This is a genomic window from Paenibacillus sp. sg306046 (assembly GCF_059821225.1).
The window spans coordinates 41,782-66,230 of record NZ_JCAMRT010000016.1; the positions used below are offsets into that span (position 1 = coordinate 41,782).

Annotated in this window: 22 protein-coding genes; 9 read left to right on the forward strand and 13 right to left on the reverse strand. The window is 56.9% G+C overall.

The genetic code is table 11. The features are described from left to right. Positions 1-31: 31 nt before the first annotated feature. Positions 32-334: a hypothetical protein gene (locus AC6ROY_RS16865; protein WP_500101741.1), complete on the forward strand. Its 303-nt coding sequence runs from the start codon at positions 32-34 to the stop codon at positions 332-334. A gap of 260 nt (positions 335-594) precedes the next feature. Then, on the forward strand, positions 595-1,512 hold the full coding sequence (locus tag AC6ROY_RS16870; RefSeq protein ID WP_500101742.1) for an exopolyphosphatase: 918 nt from the start codon (positions 595-597) through the stop codon (positions 1,510-1,512). A gap of 182 nt (positions 1,513-1,694) precedes the next feature. Here the strand turns inward: AC6ROY_RS16870 and AC6ROY_RS16875 are convergent, their stop codons facing one another. Further along, on the reverse strand, positions 1,695-2,894 hold the full coding sequence (locus tag AC6ROY_RS16875; RefSeq protein WP_500101743.1) for a THUMP domain-containing class I SAM-dependent RNA methyltransferase: 1,200 nt from the start codon (positions 2,892-2,894) through the stop codon (positions 1,695-1,697). Between the two features lie 192 nt (positions 2,895-3,086). Here AC6ROY_RS16875 and AC6ROY_RS16880 point away from each other — a divergent pair, with 192 nt between their 5' ends. Next, positions 3,087-3,743 carry an O-methyltransferase gene (locus tag AC6ROY_RS16880; protein ID WP_500101744.1) on the forward strand — a complete coding sequence of 219 codons (657 nt, stop codon included), beginning with the start codon at positions 3,087-3,089 and terminating at the stop codon, positions 3,741-3,743. 163 nt (positions 3,744-3,906) lie between these two features. Here the strand turns inward: AC6ROY_RS16880 and AC6ROY_RS16885 are convergent, their stop codons facing one another. After that, positions 3,907-5,121 carry an MFS transporter gene (locus AC6ROY_RS16885; protein WP_500101745.1) on the reverse strand — a complete coding sequence of 405 codons (1,215 nt, stop codon included), beginning with the start codon at positions 5,119-5,121 and terminating at the stop codon, positions 3,907-3,909. 108 nt (positions 5,122-5,229) lie between these two features. Then, entirely contained in the window at positions 5,230-5,979 is a 750-nt protein-coding gene (locus tag AC6ROY_RS16890; protein WP_500101746.1) for a metallophosphoesterase family protein, read from the reverse strand. 252 nt (positions 5,980-6,231) lie between these two features. Here AC6ROY_RS16890 and AC6ROY_RS16895 point away from each other — a divergent pair, with 252 nt between their 5' ends. The 3 genes from AC6ROY_RS16895 to AC6ROY_RS16905 all read left to right on the forward strand — a co-directional run bounded on the left by AC6ROY_RS16895 (position 6,232) and on the right by AC6ROY_RS16905 (position 10,303). Beyond that, entirely contained in the window at positions 6,232-7,770 is a 1,539-nt protein-coding gene (locus AC6ROY_RS16895; protein ID WP_500101747.1) for a CapA family protein, read from the forward strand. A gap of 63 nt (positions 7,771-7,833) precedes the next feature. Further along, positions 7,834-8,466: a fumarylacetoacetate hydrolase family protein gene (locus AC6ROY_RS16900; protein ID WP_500101748.1), complete on the forward strand. Its 633-nt coding sequence runs from the start codon at positions 7,834-7,836 to the stop codon at positions 8,464-8,466. Between the two features lie 256 nt (positions 8,467-8,722). Next, positions 8,723-10,303 (forward strand): stalk domain-containing protein, encoded by a 1,581-nt coding sequence (locus tag AC6ROY_RS16905; protein WP_500101749.1) that lies wholly within the window; start codon positions 8,723-8,725, stop codon positions 10,301-10,303. A gap of 74 nt (positions 10,304-10,377) precedes the next feature. On the opposite strand, the gene AC6ROY_RS16910 is transcribed toward AC6ROY_RS16905, so the two are convergent. After that, positions 10,378-11,571, reverse strand: a complete 1,194-nt coding sequence (locus AC6ROY_RS16910; RefSeq protein WP_500101750.1) for an HD domain-containing phosphohydrolase — start codon at positions 11,569-11,571, stop codon at positions 10,378-10,380. A 141-nt stretch (positions 11,572-11,712) separates the two neighbouring features. On the opposite strand from AC6ROY_RS16910, the gene AC6ROY_RS16915 reads away from it, so the two are divergent. Further along, positions 11,713-12,570, forward strand: coding sequence for a DUF92 domain-containing protein (locus tag AC6ROY_RS16915; RefSeq protein WP_500101751.1), 858 nt, complete (start codon positions 11,713-11,715; stop codon positions 12,568-12,570). Between the two features lie 204 nt (positions 12,571-12,774). Here AC6ROY_RS16915 and AC6ROY_RS16920 read toward each other — a convergent pair whose 3' ends face one another. The 7 genes from AC6ROY_RS16920 to AC6ROY_RS16950 form a co-directional block, all read right to left on the reverse strand. After that, a complete protein-coding gene (locus AC6ROY_RS16920) occupies positions 12,775-15,354 on the reverse strand; it encodes a beta-propeller domain-containing protein (protein WP_500101752.1) in 2,580 nt (859 codons plus the stop codon). Between the two features lie 136 nt (positions 15,355-15,490). Further along, positions 15,491-16,819 carry a GGDEF domain-containing protein gene (locus AC6ROY_RS16925; protein ID WP_500101753.1) on the reverse strand — a complete coding sequence of 443 codons (1,329 nt, stop codon included), beginning with the start codon at positions 16,817-16,819 and terminating at the stop codon, positions 15,491-15,493. A 137-nt stretch (positions 16,820-16,956) separates the two neighbouring features. Next, complete coding sequence (locus tag AC6ROY_RS16930; RefSeq protein WP_500101754.1) at positions 16,957-17,310, reverse strand: LapA family protein; 354 nt, start codon at positions 17,308-17,310, stop codon at positions 16,957-16,959. Positions 17,311-17,436: 126 nt separating this feature from the next. Beyond that, positions 17,437-19,227 (reverse strand): oligoendopeptidase F, encoded by a 1,791-nt coding sequence (gene pepF, locus AC6ROY_RS16935; protein ID WP_500101755.1) that lies wholly within the window; start codon positions 19,225-19,227, stop codon positions 17,437-17,439. 268 nt (positions 19,228-19,495) lie between these two features. Further along, on the reverse strand, positions 19,496-19,675 hold the full coding sequence (locus AC6ROY_RS16940) for a hypothetical protein (RefSeq protein ID WP_500101756.1): 180 nt from the start codon (positions 19,673-19,675) through the stop codon (positions 19,496-19,498). A gap of 245 nt (positions 19,676-19,920) precedes the next feature. Beyond that, entirely contained in the window at positions 19,921-20,712 is a 792-nt protein-coding gene (locus AC6ROY_RS16945) for a TerC family protein (protein ID WP_500101757.1), read from the reverse strand. A gap of 290 nt (positions 20,713-21,002) precedes the next feature. Beyond that, positions 21,003-21,236 carry a hypothetical protein gene (locus AC6ROY_RS16950; RefSeq protein WP_500101758.1) on the reverse strand — a complete coding sequence of 78 codons (234 nt, stop codon included), beginning with the start codon at positions 21,234-21,236 and terminating at the stop codon, positions 21,003-21,005. 219 nt (positions 21,237-21,455) lie between these two features. Here AC6ROY_RS16950 and AC6ROY_RS16955 point away from each other — a divergent pair, with 219 nt between their 5' ends. After that, positions 21,456-22,181: a class I SAM-dependent methyltransferase gene (locus AC6ROY_RS16955; RefSeq protein ID WP_500101759.1), complete on the forward strand. Its 726-nt coding sequence runs from the start codon at positions 21,456-21,458 to the stop codon at positions 22,179-22,181. 71 nt (positions 22,182-22,252) lie between these two features. Beyond that, the gene (locus tag AC6ROY_RS16960) at positions 22,253-22,450 is read left to right on the forward strand and encodes a cold shock domain-containing protein (RefSeq protein ID WP_500101760.1); all 198 of its coding nucleotides are present in this window, start codon (positions 22,253-22,255) and stop codon (positions 22,448-22,450) included. A 233-nt stretch (positions 22,451-22,683) separates the two neighbouring features. Here the strand turns inward: AC6ROY_RS16960 and AC6ROY_RS16965 are convergent, their stop codons facing one another. Further along, positions 22,684-23,508 carry a hypothetical protein gene (locus AC6ROY_RS16965; RefSeq protein WP_500101761.1) on the reverse strand — a complete coding sequence of 275 codons (825 nt, stop codon included), beginning with the start codon at positions 23,506-23,508 and terminating at the stop codon, positions 22,684-22,686. A gap of 211 nt (positions 23,509-23,719) precedes the next feature. Next, the gene (locus AC6ROY_RS16970; RefSeq protein WP_500101762.1) at positions 23,720-24,388 is read right to left on the reverse strand and encodes a nitroreductase family protein; all 669 of its coding nucleotides are present in this window, start codon (positions 24,386-24,388) and stop codon (positions 23,720-23,722) included. Positions 24,389-24,449: the final 61 nt, after the last annotated feature.

Consider the following 24,449-nt stretch of genomic DNA (forward strand, 5'->3'; position numbering starts at 1 on the left):
TTGTTGGCGTAGACGGCAGAGAGGACGTGTAATGTTGGAGCAAGGACGCAGCATCATGAGCAAGCAGGGCTTTTACACGAAAATCGGTAAGGATTTTATCGGTCTGTTTTTGTCGAAGGAAGGTCCCAAGCTGTTTGTCAATAAAGAGGTGTATGAGCTGACAAGCCCGGACTGGGATGTGGAAATGGTGCGGGGGCGCAGCCGCCAGCTGCTGACGTTTTATTGGCAGGGCGATGTCAAGCTGTCGATTCAATGTGAAGCGCATCATGACTGGTTTTTGCCGCTGTTTGACTACCTGGTGTGCAGGCCGCAGCGGCTCAAAGCAGGCTTATGATCTGTGTTTGGAAGCTTGCAATCAGCAGCTTGATTTAGCAAGCTGCAGCAGAAGAAAATGATCGTCATCAGCAGCCGCCCGGTCGGCCGCTCCGGAGCTTGCAGTTGTGCGGGATTTCAGGAGACGGCGGACTGCGGCTTGCAGCGGCGGTCTTTTTTTGTTGCGAGTCGGCTGCGGCGGTATTGTGTGACGGAGTAGCAGGGCTTATAATGGAGCTAGAATCTTTATGTAGTTCTAGAGAGCTATTACGGGAGGACTCCATGCGACTGATTACGCGTTCTGATTTTGACGGTTTGGTATGTGCAATGCTGTTCAAAAAGCTCGGTATGATTGACGAGATGAAGTTTGTTCATCCGAAGGATATGCAGGATGGCATTGTCGAAGTGACGAAGGATGATATTTTGGCCAACGTGCCGTTTGTTCCGGGCTGCGGCCTCTGGTTTGACCACCACTCCAGCGAATTGGAGCGTACGGGCGAGCAGGTACAATTTGAAGGCGAGGTACGGGTTGCGCCAAGCGCAGCGCGCGTCGTTTATGATTATTACGGCGGTCGCGACAAGTTCGGCGCCGGTCTCGATGACATTATGGCTGGCGTAGACAAGGCTGATGCCGCTCAATTCAGCGCGGATGATATTCTCCGGCCAAGGGGCTGGGACTTGCTGTCCTTCATTATGGACGCCCGCACAGGCTTGGGTCGCTACCGCGACTACCGGATCAGCAACTATCAGCTGATGGAGGAGCTGGTGGATCATTGCGCGCATATGGGCATTGATGATATTTTGCTGCTGCCTGACGTACAGGAGCGTGTGAAGCGTTATTTCGAGCTGGATCAGGAATACCGCGCGATGCTCGCCCAATATACCCGGGTCGACGGCAACGTCATCATCACCGACCTGCGTAATGTGGAGACGATTTACCCGGGCAACCGGTTTATGGTATATGCGTTGTATCCGGAGCAAAATATTTCGATCTGGATCGTCGATGGCAGGAACAAGCAAAACTGCGTGTTCGCTTGCGGACACAGCATCATTGCCCGTACGTCGCAGACGGATGTCGGCGCGTTGATGCTGGAGCATGGCGGCGGCGGGCACCGGGCTGCCGGCACATGCCAGATCGCGTATGAGCAGGCGGATGAAGTGCTGCAAGTGCTTGTCGATACGATGAAGCGGAACGGTTGATTGCAGCAGCTTGAAGTACAGCGGTTGCTGCTGCCGCCAGCGCCGGGCACGAGGTGAATCGGGCGGGATAACAGCATGACCGTGCGGTTCAAAAACAAGTACCCCGAAGGGCTCCGAGCAGGAGCCCTTCGGGGTACTGTTTGTTTGTGGAGGGTTACTATCCATCGCGTGGCGGCCTGCGGTTAGTTGCCGCGGGGTGGCTGTCCGCCGCCCGGCTGTCCGCCGTCCTTGCGCCAGCCGTACAAGCCTCCCGGCGCGAAAAACTGAAACAGGTTACATTCGATCCGTCCGTTAAACAGCTTGCGTTTTTTGTCCGCGTGGCGGCCGGTGTAATGCTCCAACTGCTTGCTTGGACTGAGCAGATAGGCCGACCAGGTCGGCAGCTGCTTGTGCATGTGGCCGAACTGGCGCAGCGCGCGCTCGACCTCGGTGGAATCGCCGAGCCGTTCGCCGTAAGGCGGATTGGTGATCAGGCAGCCGTATTCGCCGCTTGGCAGCGCTTTGCTGACAGGGCTGACTTTAAATGAAAGATCGTTGGCCAGCCCCGCCGCTTTGGCTGCGGCCAGCGCAACCTCGATAGCGGTTCCGTCAATGTCGGAGCCGCCGATTTGCAGCGGGATATCGTCCTTGACCGAGTCGTACGCTTCCTCGCGCGCTTGATCCCACAGCTCATCGCCGATGATCGGCCAGCTTTCGGCATTGAAGCTGCGGCGCAGTCCGGGAGCGAGATTCCAGCCGATCATAGCCGCTTCAATCGGGATGGTGCCGGAGCCGCAGAACGGGTCATAGAGCGGCTGCTGAGGCTGCCAGCGGCTGAGCAGCACCATGGCGGCGGCCATCGTTTCCTTCAGCGGAGCTTCGGTCGCCAGCTTGCGGTAGCCGCGCTTATGCAGACCGGGTCCGGTCGTGTCGAGGGTGATCGTCGCGATATCGTTCAGCAGCGACACCTCGATGACGTAGCGGCCGCCCGTTTCACGGAACCATTCGGTGCCGTAGCGCTGCTTCATGCTTTCGACGACGGCTTTTTTGACGATGCCCTGACAGGCCGGAACGCTGGAAAGCTGAGATTTATGAGAGCGGCCCTCGACCGGGAATTCGCCGTCCTCCGGAATCCAGTCGGCCCATGGGAGCGCCTTGACGCCTTCAAACAGCTCGTCAAACGACCGGGCTTCGAACTGGGCCATCCGAATCAGTACACGGTCCGACGTGCGCAGCCACAGGTTGGAGCGGCAAATCGCCAGCAGGTCGCCAGTGAAATTGATCCGCCCGTTTTCAACCGTCACCTGCTCATAGCCAAGATCTCTGACCTCTCTGGCGACGACCGCTTCGAGGCCCATCGGCGAGGTCGCAATTAATTGAATCGTTGTTGATGATGAAGACATAGTAGGTTTCACTCCGAATCAGACGAGTTGAACAGCTTGACACAAAGCCGTACAATAGCTAAGTATAGGCCATTCAACGTGATTATACAACGCACAGCGTGATGGATACAGGACGGTTGCCTGGAGGAAGAGGCGCATGTCCGTGTTGCAATTGGACTGACAAGATGGATAAACGGAGAGGGGCGGCATGTCATGACAGATCATCAATCACAGGAGCATTACGCGGAAAGCTTGTTTGCGAGAGACGAGGTGCTTGACAAGGTGACGGCTTCGATCGTCGAGCGGGGCATGCGGGATATTTCCATAGCGCCCGGCTACGGCCGGCTGCTGACTTTGCTCGTCAAGTCGGTGCGGGCGGCCGATGTGCTGGAAATCGGGGCGCTTGGCGGCTACAGCGGCGTCTGTCTGGCCCGCGGGCTCGGTCCCGCCGGGCGGCTCGTCTCGCTGGAGCTGCAGCCTGCCTATGCAGAGCTGGCTGCAAGCAATCTGGAGCTGGCCGGGTTCGGCGGGCGGGTCGAATACCGGATCGGCGAGGCGCTGGACAGCTTGCGCCAGCTGGAGGAGGAAGGTCGACGGTTTGATTTTTTCTTCATTGACGCCGACAAGGGTAATTACCCGAATTATTTGGACTGGTCGATTCGGCTGGCGCGCCCGGGGGCGCTGATCGTCGGCGACAATACGTTTATGCGCGGCAAGACGACAAATGCGGCAGAGATCGGCAACGGGGTTCGCCGCATGCGCGAGTTTAATGAACGGATCGCGGCTGATCCCCGCCTGGACAGCGCGATGCTGCCTGCCTACGACGGGCTGGCCATTGCGCGGGTGCGGGAAGCCGCGGCTTCTGTCTGATCGCTTATTTTTCCGGCTTGGCCCTGAAGCGGCTCTGGAGCTGCGAAAGCCCATGCCCCGATTCAAACCGAACCCCCCGTCAAACGGCCGGAGCGCTGCTTCTGCCGTCTGCGGGGGGTTATTTGTCGGACAAAGGACACAGGCTTTACCAAACGTAACGGCCTTACGGAGCCGATTTTGTACGCTTGGGGCGGCTGGAAGCAAGGGAGCGGTTTGCCCAGAACGCGTTCACAAGCAGCAGCACGCCGGACAGCAGAAAAATTTGCTGGATCGAAATGATGCCCGATACCGCTCCTCCGACGACGGGTCCCAGCATGTTGCCGAGACTGAGCGAGCTGGAATTGAAGCTGTAGGAGCGGCTTTCCATTCCGGCGGGCGTATGCTTGCGGATCAGCGCGTTTACGGTTGGCAGCAGTCCGCCCAGGAAAATACCGAGGAAAAACCGGGCCGCAAACAGCTGCCACACATTTTGGACGAGCGCTTGCGGCACGGAAGCGATGGCGGCGCCGAGCAGACAGCCGATCAGGATGCGCTCAGGACCGATCCGGTCGGCGATCCGGCCGAGCACGGGGGAAGCGATCATATTGGACAAGCCCGTAACAGAGCCGACCATGCCCGCGTAAAAGGCCAGCATCGCATCCTGACCGTGCAGCTTCTGAACAAATAACGGCAGCAGCGGCTGCACGCTAAGCAGCGAAAATTGAATCAGAAACGTCACCGCGTACAGCGACGGCAGCTGGCGTGTCTGGCGCAGCTCATTGAAGCTGGCGAGCAGCGATTGACGCGCTACGCCGGCAGCTTCCTTGGCGTCAAACGTTTCCTTGACCAGCCACGCGGCGAGCAGGGAGGCCGCGAACAGCAGCGCGCCGGTGATGAAAAAAATCGGGCGGAACCCGACCCATTCGGCCATCAGCCCGCCGATGAACGGGCCGAGAATTGTCCCGGCCACCGCACCGGATTGCAGCGTGCCCATCGCAAAGCCCATCCGCTCGCGCGGCGTATTGGCCGACATCAGCGCTACACCCGCCGGGACGAAGCCCGATACGGTCCCGTTCAGCATCCGCAGCAGCAGCAGATGCCAGGCGGTTCCGGCGAAGCCCATCAGCACCATCACAATGGCCATGCCGAATCCGGAGCGCAGCAGCATTACCTTGCGCCCGTAGCGGTCGGCAAGCCCGCCCCACAGCGGCTGGAACAGAAAGGACGTGACAAAGTTGCCGGCGAAAATCATCCCGGCCCACAGCGCCACCTCCTGCTCATTGTGCATGCCCATTTCCTGCAAATATAACGGCAAAAACGGAACAATCATCGTCATGCCCGCCATGACCAGAAATTGTCCCGACCAAAGTACGATCAGATTGATTTTCCATGTAGCCATCTCAGGTTCCTTCTTTCTGCAGCTGACGGACGGCTTGTCCTTGCGCGGATGGATCGTTGCCTCCGACTGCCGTCCGAGTGGACGCTTGCTTGCGCCTGTTTCCTTCCGTTACTGCTCGCGGCCGGTCGACTGCTCGGACCGGAAGCGCTCCAGCTCCGGCAGCCCGACCTCGGCGGCGATGGCGACAGCCCGCTCAACGTCGTAAGGCACCCGGACCCATTGCAGGCTGAACGGAGCTTCGCTCCAGCTGCCGGGATTGCCTTCGAGCACGACATAACTCGCCTGCGGAAAGCCGTCGTAGGGCGCACCGGCGCTGCCGGTGTTAAACAGCAGCAGCCCGCTTTTCGTCCGCGACTTCAGCGTCTGCATAAACGGAATGTGCAGATCCGCATAGCCGACGACATCGGGCGTCGCGTCTGAATCGAGGAAAGGGCCGGTAGCCGCCGTATTGTCGAAAAATCCGAGCTTTTCCTTTTTATCCGCCTTGCGGGTGATGCGGTGATAGACACTGTCCGAGGACGCATGGACGAGCCTGATCCTGCGGCCGCTCATGACCAGGTCATAAGAAAAGGGCAGCCCGCCCAGAAAGCTGAGCTGCGCGGCGGACAGCCGATCCTGCTGCCACTGCGCGGCTCCCTTATGCTGAGGACGCACGATGCCATGGTCCCAGTTGCCCTGAATGACGGCCTCACAGGTTTCACGCACCCGGTCAACGGTTTGCGCGGGCTGCGGTCCTTTGCCGACGAGATCGCCCAGACAGAGGATACGTGTGATTCCCGACGCCTGGATCTGGTCAAGCACAGCTTCCAGTGCGGTCAAATTGCTATGAATATCAGAAATTAAGGCGATTCTTTCCATACGGCCACCTTCTCGCGAGTCATTGGGTTTCGGTCTGAGTATTATAGCATAGCCTGACGCTCTGCACAGATAATTGGTACATTTGCCCATGACCGGGCTTGCCGCTTTTGATATAATAGAGCATGATTTGCTGCAAGTCTGGTAAAGGAGTAGATCGTTATTAGAACCCGAACTGAGAAGCGGAAGAGTGAAAAGAAAAAAAGAGACAGCCAAACGCTGGCCATAAAAATTACGCTCTTGGCGCTGCTTACGGTGGGGGCATTCGCTTATTTGCTGCAATGGCTGGAGGCGCGCCAGCCTGACGGGGCCGCAGCCGCCGAAGCCGGGTCTGCGGCCGCCAAGCCGCTGATCCCTCCGACCGGCTCCGCACAAGCGCCGTCTGTGACGTCCGGTCAGCCGTCCAACGGAGGCAGCGCTGCGGATCAGCAGTCTGCTGCGCCGCAGCAAACGCCGGACCAGGTGACGATGTCCTTTGTCGGCGACGTGATGTTTGCCGGCAGAGTTGAGGATCTGCTGGTGAAAAACGGCTACGATTACCCGTTCAAATACGTGAAGCCGTATCTCGAAAAGGCTGATCTGACGATCGCCAATCTGGAGACGCCGATTACGACTCGCGGCGAGGCGCAGACGAAGGAATATGTGTACCGCTCGTCGCCGCTTGCGCTGCCCGAGCTGAAGAAGGCCGGCGTCGATGTCGTCAATCTGGCCAACAACCATTCGATGGACTACGGCGAGTCCGGGCTGCTGGATACGCTTGATTACCTCGACGACCAGGGGATTGTGCGGGTAGGCGGCGGCCGCAATGCGGAGGAAGCGTACAAGCATGCGCTTGTTGAGCATCAGGGGATGAAAATTGCGTTTCTCGGCTTTACGCGGGTGCTCCCGGAGGTCAGCTGGATGGCTACCGCCAAAAAAGCGGGCCTGGCTGCGACGCATTCCGCCAAGCTGTCGGCGGAGGCGATTGCGCGCGCCCGCGAGGAGGCGGACCTGGTCGTTGTGATGGCTCACTGGGGAGAGGAGCGCAATCCGCGCCCGGTGCAGCATCAGACAGAGCTGGCCCATCAATTTATCGACCAGGGAGCTGATCTTGTCATCGCGAGCCACCCGCATGTGCTGCAGGGCTTCGAGCAGTACAAGGGCAAGTGGGTCGCGTACAGCCTTGGCAATTTTATATTTACAACGAATGATACGCCGGAAACGTGGGATAGTCTGATTTTAAATGCGACCTGTACCCGCGAGCGGAGCTGCGAGATTCATCTCGTGCCGATCTTGACCAAATGGGCGCAGCCGGTCCCGATGGTCGAGGACCAGGCAAAGCAGCTGTTCGAAAGATTGACGAGCCAGTCAATTAATGCCAAAATAAATACACAGGGCGAAGTCTCGCCCGGACCGGTGAATCCGCTGCTCGCTCCGCTGACCAGACCGTCAGCCGCTCAGGAGTCAGGCGCTGCATCGGGCGCCGCGTCGCCGACCGGCAAAAGCGGCGCGTCGAAGCCCGCTCAGGGGGCTTCAGACGGCAAGAAGCCTGCTTCAACGGAAGGAAGCGGCAAGCAGGACAGCAAGACGCAAGATAGCAAGGCGCAGGACAGCAAAAAGAAAACGGACGCCCCGGCTGCCGCGAAAGACAAGACGGCTCCGTCCTCAGGCGCCTCCGGGACGAAGTCGGGCGCAAGCGGCCAGAAAAGCGAAGATAAGACGACCAAAACGACGGATAAATCCGGAACGGGACAAACTGCCGAGCAGCCGAAAACGTCTGCAGGCAAGCCAACGTCAGCGACTGCCGCTCCCTAGCGGATGATCCGGACGAACCGGTGCTGCTCATTTCAGCCGCCAGACGAAAAGGAAGGTAACCTGATGGAAACAAGCCAGATTCGCAATATTTATTGTGTGGGCCGCAATTACGGACGCCATGCCGCCGAGCTGGGCAACCGTGTGCCTGACGAGCCGATGATTTTCACCAAGCCGACCCATGCGCTGACCGTGGCTGATGGCGGCCCCGTCGAGCTGCCGGGCAGCCGCGGCGAGGTGCATTATGAAATTGAGCTGGTGCTGCACGTCAACCGGGACTATACGCCCGGAGCGACAGTCGACGAACTGGTCGGAGCGATGTCGCTTGGCATCGACTTTACGCTGCGCGACGAGCAGACCGTCATCAAAAGCAAAGGGTACCCGTGGCTGGCAGCCAAAGGCTTCAAGCATGCCGCCGTCACGACGGAACCGCTTGCTTTTCCGGGCAGCGAGGCTGTGGCGGCGGTAGAGCTTTCCTTGCAGCGCAACGGCCAGGAGGTGCAGCGGGGCAGCGTGTCCGAGATGATTTTCAGTTTGCAGACGATTGTCGATTATATCGGCGTTCACTACGGGCTTGGCGCCGGAGACCTGATCTATACCGGCACTCCGTCAGGGGTTGGCGCCGTAAGCGAGGGTGACCGGTACGAGCTGCTCTGGGACGATCAGTCGTTAGGCAGCTTCACGGCCAGGCTGGTGTAGCGGACAGCTTCGGGGCGGTAAGCAAAACCGGAGCCGGGTCAGCAGCTCAAGCTCAAGAATGGGAGGCACGGTCATGTCATTGACGCAATCAGCAGCGGCCAGACGGCCGGCGGAGCCAGGAATTGAATTGACAGGATAGTGGCTGAGGGAAAGGCGCCGTGCTGCAGGCGTCTTCCTTTGCGTTGCAGCGGCGGTTGTTCGTTTTGACGAACCAAACAGGACCAAGGTATGAATCTTATTTCAAGGAGTGATCACGATGAAGAAAAGATGGTATGCGGCCGTGTTGTCCGCTTGCTTGATGAGCGCTCCCTTCACGGCCGGCAACGCGGCTGCCGCTGAGCAAGTAACGACGGTTTATCTCGACGGAAATCCGGTTTCCTTCGACGTACCTCCCGTTGTGGAAAATGGGACGACGCTTGTGCAGTTCCGGCCGATCTTTGAACGGCTTGGCTTAACCGTCGGCTGGGATGAGGCGTCCAGAACCGTAACCGGCACCCGGCCCGGCACCGAAATCCGGCTTGTGCTGGATGGCCTGGAAGCATCGGTCAACAACCAGGCCCGCGAGCTGGACCTTGCGCCGCGTCTGATCGACGGCAACACCTTTGTACCGCTGCGGTTTATCGGCGAGGCCAGCGGAGCGGAGGTCGTTTGGGACGGCGAAAACAGCCGCATTTACATCCGGAAATTACGTACGGTCCCCGTTCCGGGATCAAATTCGGCCGTGACACCGACACAGCAGCCAACACAGCCCGCTGAAACCGGCGAAACCGGGAAGGGAACGTACACGTACCCGAATGGGGATATTTACAAGGGTGAACTGGTGAATGGCCGACCCGAAGGAAAAGGGAAGCTGGTCGATGGAGGCAGCAAGCTGCTGTTTGATGGCGTGATGTCCGGCGGCGTGCCGTGGGACGGCAAGACGCGGACGTATTATATGAGCGGCAAGCTCCAGCTTGAAGGACGCCTGCAGGACGGCGTGCTGACCGGTCCGGGAAAAGAATATTCCGAAGCCGGCAAGGTGCTGTTTACCGGTACCTTTGAGGAAGGCGAACGGAAAAGCGGCAAGCTGTATGAGGAAACAGGCGATACGTATACCGGCGAGTTCGAGCAGGGGCTGCCGAACGGCAAGGGCAAGTCTGTTTATAAAAACGGCGATAGCTTCGAAGGCGAGTTTGTGGACGGCAAGCGGGAGGGCGAAGGCGTCTATACGACTGTCAAAGGCGAAAAAATTGTCGGCACGTTTGAAAATAACCTGAAAAACGGCGTGTTCCACTACTACGACAAGAAGGGCACACTGCTGTCCACACGGGAATATATCAATGATGTGGAAATCAGCAAGGTTGATCTTGTAGCCAACCCCGGCACGCTGCCGCGGACGACTCCGCCTGTGCAGTCGCAAAGCATCACACAGGAAAATCAGCGGCACGAGCAGTCGATCAATGAAATTAAAGCCCGCTATCAGACGAATAAGAAGCAGCTGGACGATCAAATTGCGCAGGTTCGCAAAGAAAACCCCGGCATATACGCAGGGCAAAAAGAGTGGGAGAAGGCGCTGAATACGGCCAAGGCCAAGCAAGCCGCGATTCAGAACAAGCTGGATGGGTTAAGCGGCAATACGACCAAGGCGGCGGAGGCAGCGCGGCTTGAGCTCATCAAGCAGTTAAATGAGGTTCAGCCGCTCATCACCGAAATTCAGGCCAAAGGCGGGGCGCAGCAGCAGATCGACATGTTGAAGGTTCAGCTGACGGAGCTGAAGAAGCGATATGAAGCCGAATTGAAGAAGGCAAATTCCGTACATACGGACTTGATCAAAAAACTGCAAGGCTTAACCAAATAACGGCAAACAACCTGGCATTCCTGCTGCAGCGAAAGCGCGGAGGGATGCCTTTGTTGTACCATACATGGTGGCGGTTAGTTCGCAAGCGCAGGCTCCTCGGACTCCGGTCCTGCATCGACATATTGATCACGGATGGTCAAGATAGCCGGCAGCTGCTGCATAAATACATCGACAAGGTGGGGATCGAAATGGTGGCCGCGTTCTTCCTTGAACAAATTCAGGATGCGGTCAAGCTCCCATGCTTTTTTGTACACCCGTTCGCTGCCGAGTGCGTCGAATACGTCCGCGATGGCGGTAATCCGGCTGAAAATATGAATCTCTCCGCCGCTCAGTCCGCAAGGATAGCCGCGTCCGTTCCACTTCTCGTGATGCTGGTAGGCAACGATTGCGGCCGCCTTCAGCAGACTGCGATTGGAGTTTTTCAGCAGGTTGTAGCCAATGGTCGTGTGCGACTGCATAACGGCGAATTCTTCGTCTGTCAGCTTGCCCGGCTTCTTTAATACGTCGTCGGGGATGGCGACCTTGCCGATATCGTGCATCGGCGAGACGATTTTCAGCAGCTCCGCTTCATCCTGGCTCAAGCCGAGACCAAGCGCAAGCACGTACGAATATTCCGCTACCCGTTTGACATGGTTGCCGGTTTCCTTGGAGCGGCTTTCGCCGATCTCGCCCATGGTGAAAATAATTTCCTTTTGTGTCTCTTCGATTTCCGCGGTCAGCAGTGCCGATTCCAGCGATTTTCCTGCATAGGAAGCGGCCAACGTCAGATGCTCCAGATCGCGAACGGAAAAAACCTCGGCTTCCGTCAGCTTGTTGACAGCCTGATACGCGCCCATAATTTCGCCCTGATTGTTGCGGAAGGGGATCACCATCAGCGCTTTCGTCCGATAGCCTGTTTTTTTATCCATTGCGATGGCGCCGCTTTGCAGCACTTCCCCAAATTGAAGATTCGTATAGGCGTTCTCAATAAAGATCGGTTGGCCGGTCTGCACGACATGTCCAACGAGTCCGGCCGTACTCGGCAGACGAAGCGGAGGAACGCCGTGGGCGACCGTGGAGTACAGCTCATCCTTTTGCTTGTCCAGCAGCCATACCGTGCAGCGGTCTGAGACGACCATTTCCCGCCCCATATCGGCCATCAGCATCAGCAGATTGTCCAGCCGCCGTTCATTGGCGATTTTGGCTGCATATTCGAAGATAACCCGGAGCATTTCCTGCGGTTCAAGGTCTCGTTTCAAGCGTAGCTGGTCATCGTATTCCTGTTGCACGGGCGGTTCACTCCTTGGACCTCGTTTTACATCTAGTCAAATGATATTATACTCGTATCGGGTCTGTAAATAAGGGGCGGAAGGCCGTTCAACATTTTTTTTCTGCCGCTTATCAACTTGTGGAAAAAGAGGGGGATGCAGGTGAACCAGGCTTTGGCGGAAGGGTTGATTGGCGGGCTGCTGGGCAGCCTGTTGATTGCAGGAGCCGCGTATTGGAAGCGGTCGCTATCCGCTTCGGGCGCAGCGGCGGCAGTGTTAATGGGAACGGTGATGTATACGCTTGGCAGCGCGCCGTGGTTTGGCACGCTGATTGTCTTTTTCATGACGTCATCGGCACTGTCCAAGTGGAAGCGGCGGAAGAAGGCGGCTGCGGAAGGCGGCTACGCCAAAGGCGGACGCCGGGATGCCGGACAAGTGCTGGCGAATGGAGGGCTGGGGCTGTTGCTGTGCGGGGCGGACTGGCTGTGGCCGCATCCCGTCTGGTGGGCAGCTTATATCGGGGTTATGGCTACCGTCACGGCCGATACATGGGCTACGGAGGTCGGCGCTCTCAGCCGGACGCTGCCCCGATCGATTTTGAACGGGCGGACGGTTACCCCCGGCACCTCGGGCGGCATTACGCCGCTCGGGCTGGCAGCTTCGGCGGCTGGCGGTTTATGTATCGGAGCGGCGGCGTGGGGACTGCAGCTGCTCAGTCCGGCGGGCGGGACAGGCTCCGTCGGCATGTTCGGATTCCTACAGCTGATCCTGCTTGGCTTGCTTGGCGGCTTGGCCGGCTCGCTGGCCGATTCGTGGCTGGGCGCGGTGCTGCAGGTCATGTACCGCTGCAGCGTGTGCGGCCGTGAAATTGAGAAAAACCGCCACTGCGATGCAGCGGCGGTTCCGATTCGAGGACTGGCCTGGATGACCAATGATGCTGTGAATGCGCTCAGCTCACTGGCTGGCGGACTGATTAGCGCTGCTATTGGCCTTGGTGTGCTGGCTTTCATTGGGTATTGAATCAATTTCCTGCTCCTCGTAAAACTTGCGGGAATACGATTTGGTTGTTGTGTAAATGGCGAGCGCAGAAACGAGCAGGCAAATAACAATGGAAACGACAATAATCACAGTAACCATAAGTCTGAACGACCTCCATCCGTAAAGCAATGCTTTTCTTATTGTACATCAGTCAGAGGTTCAGGGCCAGTGAAAACTGGCTCTGCTTCAAGGTTTGGGCGCAGTCCATGGCGGAAGTGTGACTGAGCCGATCTCCTGCAGATCGGTCAGACGATGGGCCTTGATCAGATCGGGCGATGATGAATACAAGGTATCTTCGATATAAAGCAGGCGTTCGATATTCCGATTGCTCGGATACCCGTAATTGCCAGCCTTCGCGAAATCATCAGCAGTCAGGTGCGTAATGCGGCCGCGCAGCTGAAAGCCCTGCTGCAGGTCGAGGCCATACACATATGCGCCCTGATAAGCGAACTGTCCGTATGCCGCCGGGTCGCCCGCCGAAGCCTTCGGTACCTCCATGACGGTGACCGGGAAGGCGATCAGGTTTTTCTCCTTGGAAAACAGCAGTGCTTTCGGGTTGCTCAGCAGCTCGGAATGCGTGCCCCGATCGCCGATCTGCGCTTTGAACAGCTCCTTGGGCCGGGTGACATCAGATACGTCAAACAGCGCAAGCTTCATTCCCTGGTAATAGGCGATGGATTCTCGGGACGGGTCTGTTGTTGGTTTGCCCGCCTGCAGCGACACCTCGACGGCTTCCTTGCCGAAGCCGATCAGGTGCGTGTCGTCATACGGATGCAGGTAATCGCTGTAGCCGGGTATTTTCAGTTGGCCCAGCACCGTCGGTGCCGCCGGATTGCTCAGATCAAGCGCAAACAACGGATCAACGTTGCGGAAGGTTACCATGTAAGCGCGCTTGCCCATATAGCGGACCGCATAGATGCGTTCAGTCGGCGCGAGCCCCTCCAGCTTGCCCGTAATCGTCATGGCGCTATCCAGCACATAAACGTTGTTTTTGGACGTGAATTCATCGTTGCGCCACATTTCGCCGCTCGTGGTGGCGATTCGGAAGTAGCCGTCATATTCGTCCATCGAAAATTGATTCAACGGCTGTCCGGGCACTTTGCCGCGTCCCGAATACGTAACGCCGCCGTTGTACAGTGCAAATTTGTATACGGCCGTGTTCAGCTCGACGACAGGCGGCTCCCAGAGCGGAGCCAGCTCCTGCGCGCGGTCGCCGGTATCCTGCCTGACGACCGGCTGTGCGACAGGCGCTGGCGGCTGCTCAAGCTCGTTGGCTGCGATATACAGATTGGACGCTGAGGCATAGACGTGCTGGCCGGAGCCCAGGAAGCTGGACACCTGCATGCGCTGCTCAGGCTCGGCCAGGTTCACGCCCCCGATCAGGACATAATTGGGCGCTACAGCTTGTGGAAGGTAGCGGATTTTGTCCAGGCTGATCGACTGAAAGACATCGCTATCGGCTGAGTCGCGGTAAGCCGGGATCGAGGCGGCTGCAGTTTTTTCCGATGCTGTCAGCTCGTCGCGCAGCAAGCCGTACGCGTTGAATGATTTCGTGGTCACCATATACAGCGCGTTGCCGACCTTGCGCGAAGCTAAATAGCTGCCCTCCAGCTCCAGTTGGCGGGCTACACTCAGCTTGCTGCGATCGGCCAGCTCGATGACGAGCGCTTTCGTGGTTGAACGCATCGGCCGCGGCGGGTACAGAGCGATCCGCTTGGATTGGACCGGCGGCAGGCTTATGCGGGTGGTCGGCAGTACGCTTATTGCATCCGAGGCTGCGGCAGATGTCGGCTCGCTGTCAGGGCCGCTCATGGGCATAATGCCGATTGGCGGCTGCGGAACAGGCAGATCAGGCGAACCAGGCTGTTCCGGCGCGGATGCGAGCTGATGCGTCGTCGTACCGATGACGATCAAGCGCTCGTCGTCCACGTACAGCTCCTGCGGGTAAAAGGCCGGGTCATCCCAATAGACGCTGCCGACGACGCTCATTGCGGTTGCCGGTACAGCGGCCGTGACCAGCACCCGATTGCGGTTGATCTGGTATAGATAGTTACCGTCGGTTTTGATGATGTCCGCTTCGTCGACGCCTTCCACCTGCACGTTGGTTGTCGAATAAGTCGGACCGTCTGCAGCGGGAGCCGGGGCAGCGGTCTTGCTGGCTTCCGCCACGGCTCCTGCGATGGGCATTGCCGGGGGCGCCTGCACGGCGGTCTTGTCGGTGAGAGCGAGCGAATAGCTGGAGTTGCCCGCGGTTTGGGCGGATTCTTTCAATAGCTGCTCCAGCCGCTCTACAGAGCCGATGACAGGCAGACGATGCTCGGCATCGGCGATATGCGCCTGCCGGCTGCTTGCATCCCAAGCCACCTCGAAATCAAAGGCTTCGCTGAGAAAACGCAAAGGGACCAGCACATGCCCTTGCTGCAGCATCGGGGGCTGAGGCAGACTGATCGCTGTCTCGCCGTTGAAGGCGGTAGCGCTATCAACGGTAAGCCGGATCGTTGTCGCTCCTTTGCTTGCCGTGGCTGTCCGGGTCGCTTCCGCCCATTCCACCCGGATGCCTAGTGCTTCCGCCGTCTCACGCAGCGGCGCCATCACGGTATTCTGAACGAGCAGCGGCTGCCGTTCGAATTGCAGCTGGCGGCCATTCAGCGCCAGCGCGATTTCCTGTCCGGTTTCCGCTTGGGAAGCGACCGGGGCGATTGAAGTCAGCAGCGCCAGGGAAAGCATGGCCGTTATCAGTCTTTTCCTTCTTTTGCTACGTTTCACGATCCGTTCCCTCCTTGATTTCAGATAACCTTCTGACGCAGCGAGGCCGCCGTTTGTTTCGACGCATGCCAAAAAACGCTCAGCCCGTTCGGGTGAGCGGTTCAGCAATCCCGGGTGCCAGACTAGCTGGAGCCGGTTAAGTGTGGGCAAAGGCTTGCGTACGATTGCGCCCTGCCTGCTTAGCTTGGTATAACGCCTGGTCCGCACGTACGAACAGCTCGCGCGGCGACCATTCCGGGCTTGGAATCATCGTTGCATAGCCCAAGCTTGCCGTCACAAAAGGCGACACCTTGGAGCTTTGATGAGGAATGTACAGCAGCTCGATTTCCTGGCGAAACTGTTCCGCCATATAGGCCGCGCCGTCCTCGTCCGTAATCGGCAGCACGATGACAAATTCCTCGCCGCCGTAGCGGGCGATCAGATCGCCCGGCCGCTTGGCCGCGCGCTTCAAAGCCTCCGCTACCTGCTTCAGACACAGGTCTCCCTCATGATGCCCGTAGCCGTCATTAAATTTCTTGAAATAGTCGATATCCAGCAGAATCATAGATACAGGGGTGCGGAAACGCAGGCCATGCCGCCATTCCTTGGCGTACTGCTCATCGAAGCTGCGCCGATTGGCCAGCCCGGTCAGGGCATCAATGGATGAAATTTTTTGCAGCAGCTCGTTTGTTTTCCGCAGCTGATTTTCCGTTTTCTTGCGTTCCGTAATGTCTCTGGATACGCATACAAATTCACGCTTGCAGGCATCGGCTCCATCAATGATCCGCACATGTGTTTCAAGCCATATATATTCGCCGTTTTTATGGCGCATTCGGTAAGGAGGCAGCTTGAATGCAGCCTGAGAGCTGAGCCGCTCAACTACCGGATTCATCAGTTCCAGATCATGGGGATGGAAATAATCATAGATGCTTGTCCCAAGCAGCTCTTCTTGCCGGTAACCGAGCAGCGTTCGGGAGGAAGGGGAGACATACTCGTACAGACCGTTCATCGAATGCTTGGAAATGACGTCGGCACAATGCTCGGTAATCGCCCGGTACATCTGCTCGCTCGGATGCAAGGATGCTTCCGCCAGCTCGGCGAGCCTCGACTCCGTCGCGTCCTGCAGCTGCATCAGGTAAAGCGAAGTGCCCATTTGCGGGCGGACAGGCAAATGTTCCAGCTTGTGCAGGGACAACGTCAGGGTGACCCGAACGGGCAGCCCTGCGCGGGTGGACAGCCGCTGTTCGAAGGGAATCCCGCGTTTGAGGGAATCCAGCCAGTCGGAAGGAGGGGCCGACGTCCCATGCAGCAGTTGCACATGCTTGTTCACAAGCTCGTCAGGCTCATATCCAAACAGACGGCTGAAGGCCGCATTGACCGACACGAAGAAGCCAGCCGCTGTAATAAAGGCCATACCCGTTACCGCACCTTCAAAAGCCAATTGATGTAAATGTCGGTCGCATTCCGACGCCTGCGCATCGTACATGATGGTGGCACCCTTCCTGGACAAACTTGTTGTAATCGGTTGATACTCCTATTTTAAGGAAAACAAATCGGGAGTTCAACCGTAATATTTTGAAGTCGAAGCTTTTGGGCGCCGATTCTGCAAACTTAATCAAGTTTTTAATCAAGTTTTGACCCAGCTCCCGTTTCCGGCAAAATGCTTGTAAAGCCCGCAGGCACGGAGGGCAGGTCGCCGGCGTCATCCGCGCCGACCGGCTTGCCGGAAAGCTCCAGCTCGGCGATTCGTTTCTCCAGCTGCCGCACCGTACGCTTCAGCTTGAATTGGCGGATTAAGCCGAGCAGGGCCGCAATCAGTCCGCCCAGCAAGGTGGAGCCGAGCACAACCAGGATCAGCGGAATGTCCGCTTGAACGAACATAAAGTTAACGCGCACGGGCGCTACGTTAATGACAGCAAATATAGCTGTGATGAGGGCAAAAACCAACGTTACAATCAGCATCCACTGAGCTTTCATGGGCATCACTCCGTTATGGTCAAGGTGAGTGGCAGAAGCTTCCTTGCTCGCTTGCTTGATGTCATCTCCAAACAAACGTTAGGGAAAAAGGCCGAGTCCGGGAACCGGACCCAGCCTTCATGCGGGTTACTTGGCGAGTGCTTCCATCTGCTCCAGCAGCTCCTTGAACACGCTCATCGCCTGCTTGATTGGCTCTGGCGATGACATATCGACACCGGCGCGCTTCAGGATATTGATGGAGTAGTCGCTGCCGCCGCTTTTGAGGAATCCGAGATACCGTTCGACGGCAGGCGCTCCTTCCTCCAAAATTTGCTTGGCGAAGCTGGTAGCCGCAGAGAAGCCAGTTGCATATTTGTAAACATAGAAGCTGTTGTAGAAATGGGGGATACGGGCCCACTCCATCTCGATATCCTGATCCACGACCATCTGATCGCCGTAGTACAGCTTGTTCAGCGCGTAATAGGTTTCGCTGAGCAGCTGTGGGGTTAACGATTCGCCTTGCTCGGCTTTCTCGTGAATCATTTTCTCGAATTCGGCAAACATCGTCTGGCGGAACACGGTCGTCCGGAACTGATCCATGTAATAGGTCAGCAGGTACATTTTTTCCTTCGGATCGGTCGAGTTTTTCAGCATGTAATCCATCAGCAGCGCTTCGTTCAGCGTAGAGGCGACCTCCGCGAGGAAGATGGTGTACTGGGCGTAACGGTAAGGCTGGTTGGTGTCGGACAAATACGAATGCAGCGCATGGCCCATCTCATGGGTCAGCGTAAACATGCTGTTCAAATTATCCTTGTGGTTCAGCAGCACATACGGATGCGTGCCGTAAGCGCCCCAGCTGTAGGCGCCGTTGCGTTTGCCTTCATTTTCATAAATATCAATCCAGCTGTTGTCGAAGCCTTCCTGGAGCACGTCCAAATAATCCTGACCGAGCGGCTTGAGGCTTTCCTTGACCTTGGCTTTGGCCTGCTCGTAGGTGATGTCCATCTTGTATTCCTCAACAAGCGGAGCGAACAGGTCGTACATATGCAGCTCGTCGACCTTCAACAGCTTGCGGCGCAGCTCCATATAACGATGCATCAGCGGCAGCGACTCGTGGACAGCGTCGATCAGGCTGGTGTAGACGCCCTTGTCGATTTTGTCCCCGTACAGCGACATTTCCAGAGCGGACGGATGCTTGCGCACCTTGGCGTAGAACTGGTTTTTCGTCACGTTGGCGGCCAATGTCGCAGCAATCGTATTTTTTTGCTTCCCGTATGTCGCGTAGACGGCCTGGAAGGCATCCTTGCGCACCTGACGGTCGCGGCTTTCCAGAAATTGAATGTAACGCCCGTGCGTCAGCTCAACCTCTTCGCCTTGTTCATTTTTCACCGTTGGAAACTTGAGATCCGCATTGTTCAGCATGCCGAAAATCGTACCTGGCGCCTGGGACAAATTGCCGACCTGAGCAAGCAGCGCTTCCTCGCCCTGGCTAAGCACATGCTGCTTCTGGCGGATCAGCTCCTCCAGCGAACGCTTGTAAAAGCTCAGCTCGGCGCTGGCGACCAGCTTCTGCAGCTGATCATCCGACAAGCTCAAAATTTCGGGCGATATAAAGGAGGTCGCTTCGCTCGCTTCTACGCTCAGCTTTTTCGACTTATCCGATAATGCCTGGTACACCGGGTCAGCCATATCTTCATGATGCTTCATATTGGCGTACACATACAAGCGTTCGGTATGTAAGGAGATGTCATCATCCAGCTCGAAGCAGCTTTTGATCGCGGCCGGATCGCTCAGCTTGCCTTGAAACTTCACGACATCCTTCAGTTTCGTTTGTACATCCTGGTATTCCTTATTCCAGGCCTCCTGATTCGGGAACAAATCCTCCAGCTGCCAGCGATGCTCGGCAGGCACTTCGTTGCGTTTTACAATTTGATTCATGGGAGCCCTCCTAGTGGATGGATTCGATGGGGGCTTGTCAGCCTGGTTCGCCCAAGCTGCGGTCGAGGCCAGCAAGCTCAGGCCAAGCATGCCGCTAAGCCATAACGGGTACCAACGCATGTGCTCACGCTCCATAGTAGAAAAAGGTCGGTCTGGCAACATTCATGTAGTATGACCGGAGCGTGGCGTAAATATGAGCGGAGATCCTTGTCCCTAGTATAGAGTTTCCGCTGGCGTAAGTCTAATCGGACTGCCGGACTGCAGCTCTCTACACGATATGCAGCAATGAAAAAATGAGAAGCACGAAGGAAAATGAAATCATCACCAGCGCAAGCAGGGCAAGCGGACGTTTCACATGGGCGGGCAGCGAATTTTTTTGCATAATTAAAATAAGAGAAAGCGACACGGATAAAATCATAAACGTAATAATGGTGGCGCTATTGCTCATTTGATGAGGATTCCCCCTTTCAACAAAACCAGCTCTCGACCTGTATAACATAGGTTCGCGGTCTGGACGAATTTTCCTCTTTTAAAGCTTAAAGGAGACAGCACGCTGGCGAAGCCAGAGCGTCCGCAGAGACAGCGCAGCGATTGCCGGCTTGCAAAAAAACGGCCCTCCCAGAACGAAGGGAGAGCCGATCCGTGGCCGCTCAGGCAGCCGATACAGCGGGTGACACGTTAGCCGGAGGCTTGTCAGCCTCTTGTTTTCACGAGCCGTTCGTCTTCATCGCGGCTTGCTGCGAAGCTGTCATTGGAGTGAACGCCCGCTTCCTTTTCCAGCGCTTCAGGAGCTGCCACAGAGCCGCTCTCGGTAACGTTGACATTGGAGGACGATTTTTTCTTCAGGTAGCCAAGTCCCAGTACGACGAGGACAATAACGGCAACCAGCGTCCACTTCAAAGCCGGATTCGCGTGGAAGTACTCCGCTACAAAGCGATCCTCGGTAATCATCTTCGCTGCTGTGTAAGCCAGGACAGCCGAGCCGATCCAGATAATAATCGGGAAGCGGTCTACCAGCTTGATGAACAAGGTGCTGCCCCATACCATGATCGGTACGCTGATAATCAGACCAAGCACAACGAGCGTGAAGCTGCCATGCGAAGCGCCCGCTACCGCGATGACATTGTCGAAGCCCATGGCCGCGTCGGCGATAATAATCGTACGGATCGCATCGGTCAGCTTGGGCTTGGCGGTGATGTCATGATCCTTGTTATCGACGAGCAGCTTGTAGGCGATCCAGATCAGCACGACGCCTCCGATGAGCAGCAGGGCCGGGAGCTTGAGCAGCCAGACGACGGCAATTGTCGCTGCGATCCGGATAACTACCGCTCCGACTGTTCCCCAGAGAATGGCGCCCTTTTGTTGCTCCTTGGGCAGGTTCCGCGCAGCCAGAGCAATGACGATGGCATTGTCTCCCGCCAGTACGAGGTCAATCAGAACGATGTTCAGCAAAGCCAGTAAAAAGGTTGGGGTTAACCATTCCATAGTTCTCACTCCTCCAAGCATTAGAATATTACATAAAAATGAACCTATCCCAGATCAGGCAAAGGTTCTTTTTTCCATCAAAAAAGACCTTTACCTATGAACATAGGCAAAGGTCTTGCTAACAACGTGAACGTTGCCAATAAAGCCGGGGCTTGGTTAGAACCCGAATTGACGACTTTACTGTGACAGCTACTCCCCTTTGGAGTCATCTTATGTAGTTGAGGTTATTATAACCAGAAGACAATCTCGAAGTCAAGCCTCAAATGTGAAAAGCTGAAAGCTTGCGAGCATCAAACCTGGCGGAACGCTTCCATAATTTCGGCCAGCTCTTCGGCAGTGCCGTCAAAGCGGGCCGGGGCGAAGCGTTCCTCCGCCCAGTGCATCATCTCCGGACGGCTGAGAAAAGTTCGGCATTCTTCTCCCCACTGGTCGGTAATTTCACGAAGAATCAATTGCTTGCCGTTCACTTCGACCGTCAGCATGTTCCATTTATCTTTTTTGAATATCGTATGTTTTTTAATCACGACTTGAAAACCTCTTTTCTCGTAGAAAAAATTCGTCAGACACAGAGCGCGCCTATGGGCGAATCATACCGCACCTGTCTGTGAAATGCAAGGAAAAGCAGGGGATTGAAGGGAATCCACATCCGTGATATGATCCTGCTAAGCTTCAATATCGGCCGGAGGGCCGATGGAGGCGAAGTGTGGAAGCATGACGAGATGAGCCGAGGAGAGTGTGATGAGATGAGTGAGCAAGTGAAGCATTACGAGCAATTCGGTGTGGCGATGACATGCCGGTCCTTTGAGGAATACGTGCGAATGTTTGCGCTGGAGCCGGAGACGCTTAGGAGAGGCCCGATTTTGGATGTGGCTGCCGGCGCTTCCTCGTTTGTGGCGGAGGCATGCGGGCAAGGATGCGAGGCGAGAGCCGTCGACCCGTTGTACGCGCTGGAGCCTGAGCAGATCCGCGCACATGGCACTCAGGAAATTCAAAGCTCCACGGCGAAGCTAAGCGCTATCAGGGAGCAGTTCGACTGGAGCTATTATGGAAATTTGGACCGCCATCGGCGGAACCGGGAGCATGCCTTGGAGCGGTTTGTCGCGCATTATGAGGCGAACCGGGAGCGAGGGGCGTACGTACAGGCGATGCTGCCGCAGCTGCCATTTCCGGAGGAAGCTTTTTCCCTCGTGCTGGTCAGCCATTTCCTGTTTCTATATGAAGCGCAATTTGATGCCGACTTCCATCGCGCTGCTCTTCGCGAGCTGCTGAGGGTGTGCGGGAAGGATGGCGAAGTCCGTATTTATCCGGTCAGGACACTGCAATGGGAGCGTTACCCGCACCTGGACGAATTGCTTGCGGAGCTGCAGACAGAAGGCGTATCCCACCGGCTGCTGCGATCCCGGCTGCCGTTTATTCCAGGGTCTGTCGAGGTGCTTCAGCTAACGTATACACAGGCTGATCAAGATTGATTTATGCGTTTTCCGGTGCTATAATCTTCTTATTCGCCCTTGATGGCGATACATCTAGGAGGTTGTTTTCATTGAAAGGTACAGTAAAATGGTTTAACGCAGAAAAAGGCTATGGTTTTCTTCAAGTTGAAGGCGGCGAAGATGTATTCGTTCACTTCTCAGCGATTCAAGGCGATGGCTTCAAAACGTTGGAAGAAGGCCAATCGGTTGAGTTCGAAGTTGTATCCGGCAACCGCGGTCCTCAAGCAGCTAACGTAATCAAGCTGTAAGCATCATACGAACTGCGATGCCCGCTGCGCCTGAGCGGCCGGGTTGGAAAACATATAGCGTTGATTAACAACCAAGTGAAGTCGCCAGACGGGTTCCCGGAGCATAAACTCCGGGGACCTGTCTTTTTGTGCGTCCGCCAGCCAATCGCAGCGAAGGTCAATGAACGACGAGCGCCAGGCATCCTCCGGGCATGCGCTGCTCGGATCGAGCCTGCTGCTGTTGCAGGCGGCTGTCAGGGCAGCTGCGATTTGGCGGTCAGCAGGAGCCCGCTGATTTTTGTCTCCAGCGTGAGCAGCTTCTGCTTTTCGGCATGGGCTTGTCTCGTTAAGGACACAGCGGAAGCAAGCGTGTTTGCGGCGTCGACGGCATCCTGCTGCTTGACTGCTTGCTTGAAGGAGCTCCAGATCGGGGGGACGCCGGATTCTAAGGTTTTAACGGCGCGCTGCCCGGCTTTGATTTGCGCCTGCAGCGGTTCGACGCCGGCGAGTGTGTCGCGGGCCTTTTTCGCTGTCCGGGCGGCTTGCTCCTTGCCGGCTTTCCAGGCGGCATCCTGGGCTTTGATGTTCAGGCGAGCCCACTGCACAGGCAGCTTGAGCGTCTGGAGCTGCACGCGCAGCATGGTGCTCAGCTCCTTGCTGCCGAGCGAGCGGGCTGTCGCCAGCTGCTTGTTCAGCGCGGTATAGTGCGCGAGCAGCGGGGCATAGCGCTCCCGTGTCCGGACAGCGTCGCTTTCCAGCTTTTCCAGCTTGGCGGCGTCGATTTGCCTGATTTGCTTGTTCAGTGCGGTGAGCGTCTCTTTGTTGGCGGCACTGGCGGACTGTATGCGCTTGGCCAGCTCCGCGTCCTGGCGCTGGATGCTTGCCAGATCGTCAGCAAGCTGCTTCAGCCTGCTCGCCTGCGACGGGGCGGCAGCCGAAATCGTCCGGTCGAGCGCCGACTTGACCGATTCGGTTAACACCGCGGACGACGCCGCAGTTGCGGCAGCGGGTACAGCCCATGTGAGTGCAGCCAAGGTGAAGACGACCAGGCAGCCTCGTACAGCAAGTCGAGTGTTCATGCTTTACCTCCTCGTAGTTGTTCATCATCTAAGACCGCAAACAACAAAAAAAGCACCGATAAGAAAAGGCATCGCCTTCTCTTACAGGTGCTTCCAGTAAGCGGTTGGTGTTACACTACAGGTTAACTATACAAGAAGCGGAATCACGGCGTCAAGCGGCTGATGCATTCCGCCAGCGATGCTTCTTTCAGCACAAGAAGCGTCGCTCCGGTTAGTCGATAATTCGCAAAATGTCCTCAATCGGCTTGCGCGGCAAGCGGGAAGGGCGCTCCTGAGGATGTCCAAGCGCGATGACCATATTAATCTGGCATTCCGGGCGGATGTCCAGATAAGCGCGCAGGCGCTCCTGGGCCAGCAGCACAGGGCCGGTCATCGGGCATGTAGCCAAGCCGCGAGCGTGTGCGGCCAGCATCAGATTTTGCGAGGCGAGGCAGCTGCTTTTGATGCCTTCCTCGTCCCAGACGTGATCCGGGACCAACTCAACCGGGTCAAAGATCCGCTCACGGAACTTCGATTGGTACGGTGTCGCCAGACAGATGATCAGGACAGGGGCTTGCGAGAACGCGGTGGCATACGGTCCGAACGATTTGGTCAGCAGACGCGCTTCTTTCGACAACCCCCGTTCTTCGGCCTCTCCGGCTCTCCGGTGCAGCTCCTCCCAGGTAATGGCTTCAATTTCCTTGATTTTGTCGCGGTTTGTGATGGCGATAAACTCCCAGGTTTGCGAGTTGGTATCACTCGGCGCGTATCGGGCGCAATCAATCAGCTCGTGAAGATCTTCCACGGATACCGGATCGTCCTTGTATTTGCGGACGCTCCGGCGGTCCAGCAGTATTGTTTTGAACTCGTCATAAGCGAGTTGGGCCGTTGTGTCCGTCATTGTTCCATTCCTTCCTCTCCGGGCTTCACATCAAGGCTTTTGGCAGAGCTGGGCCCGCAAG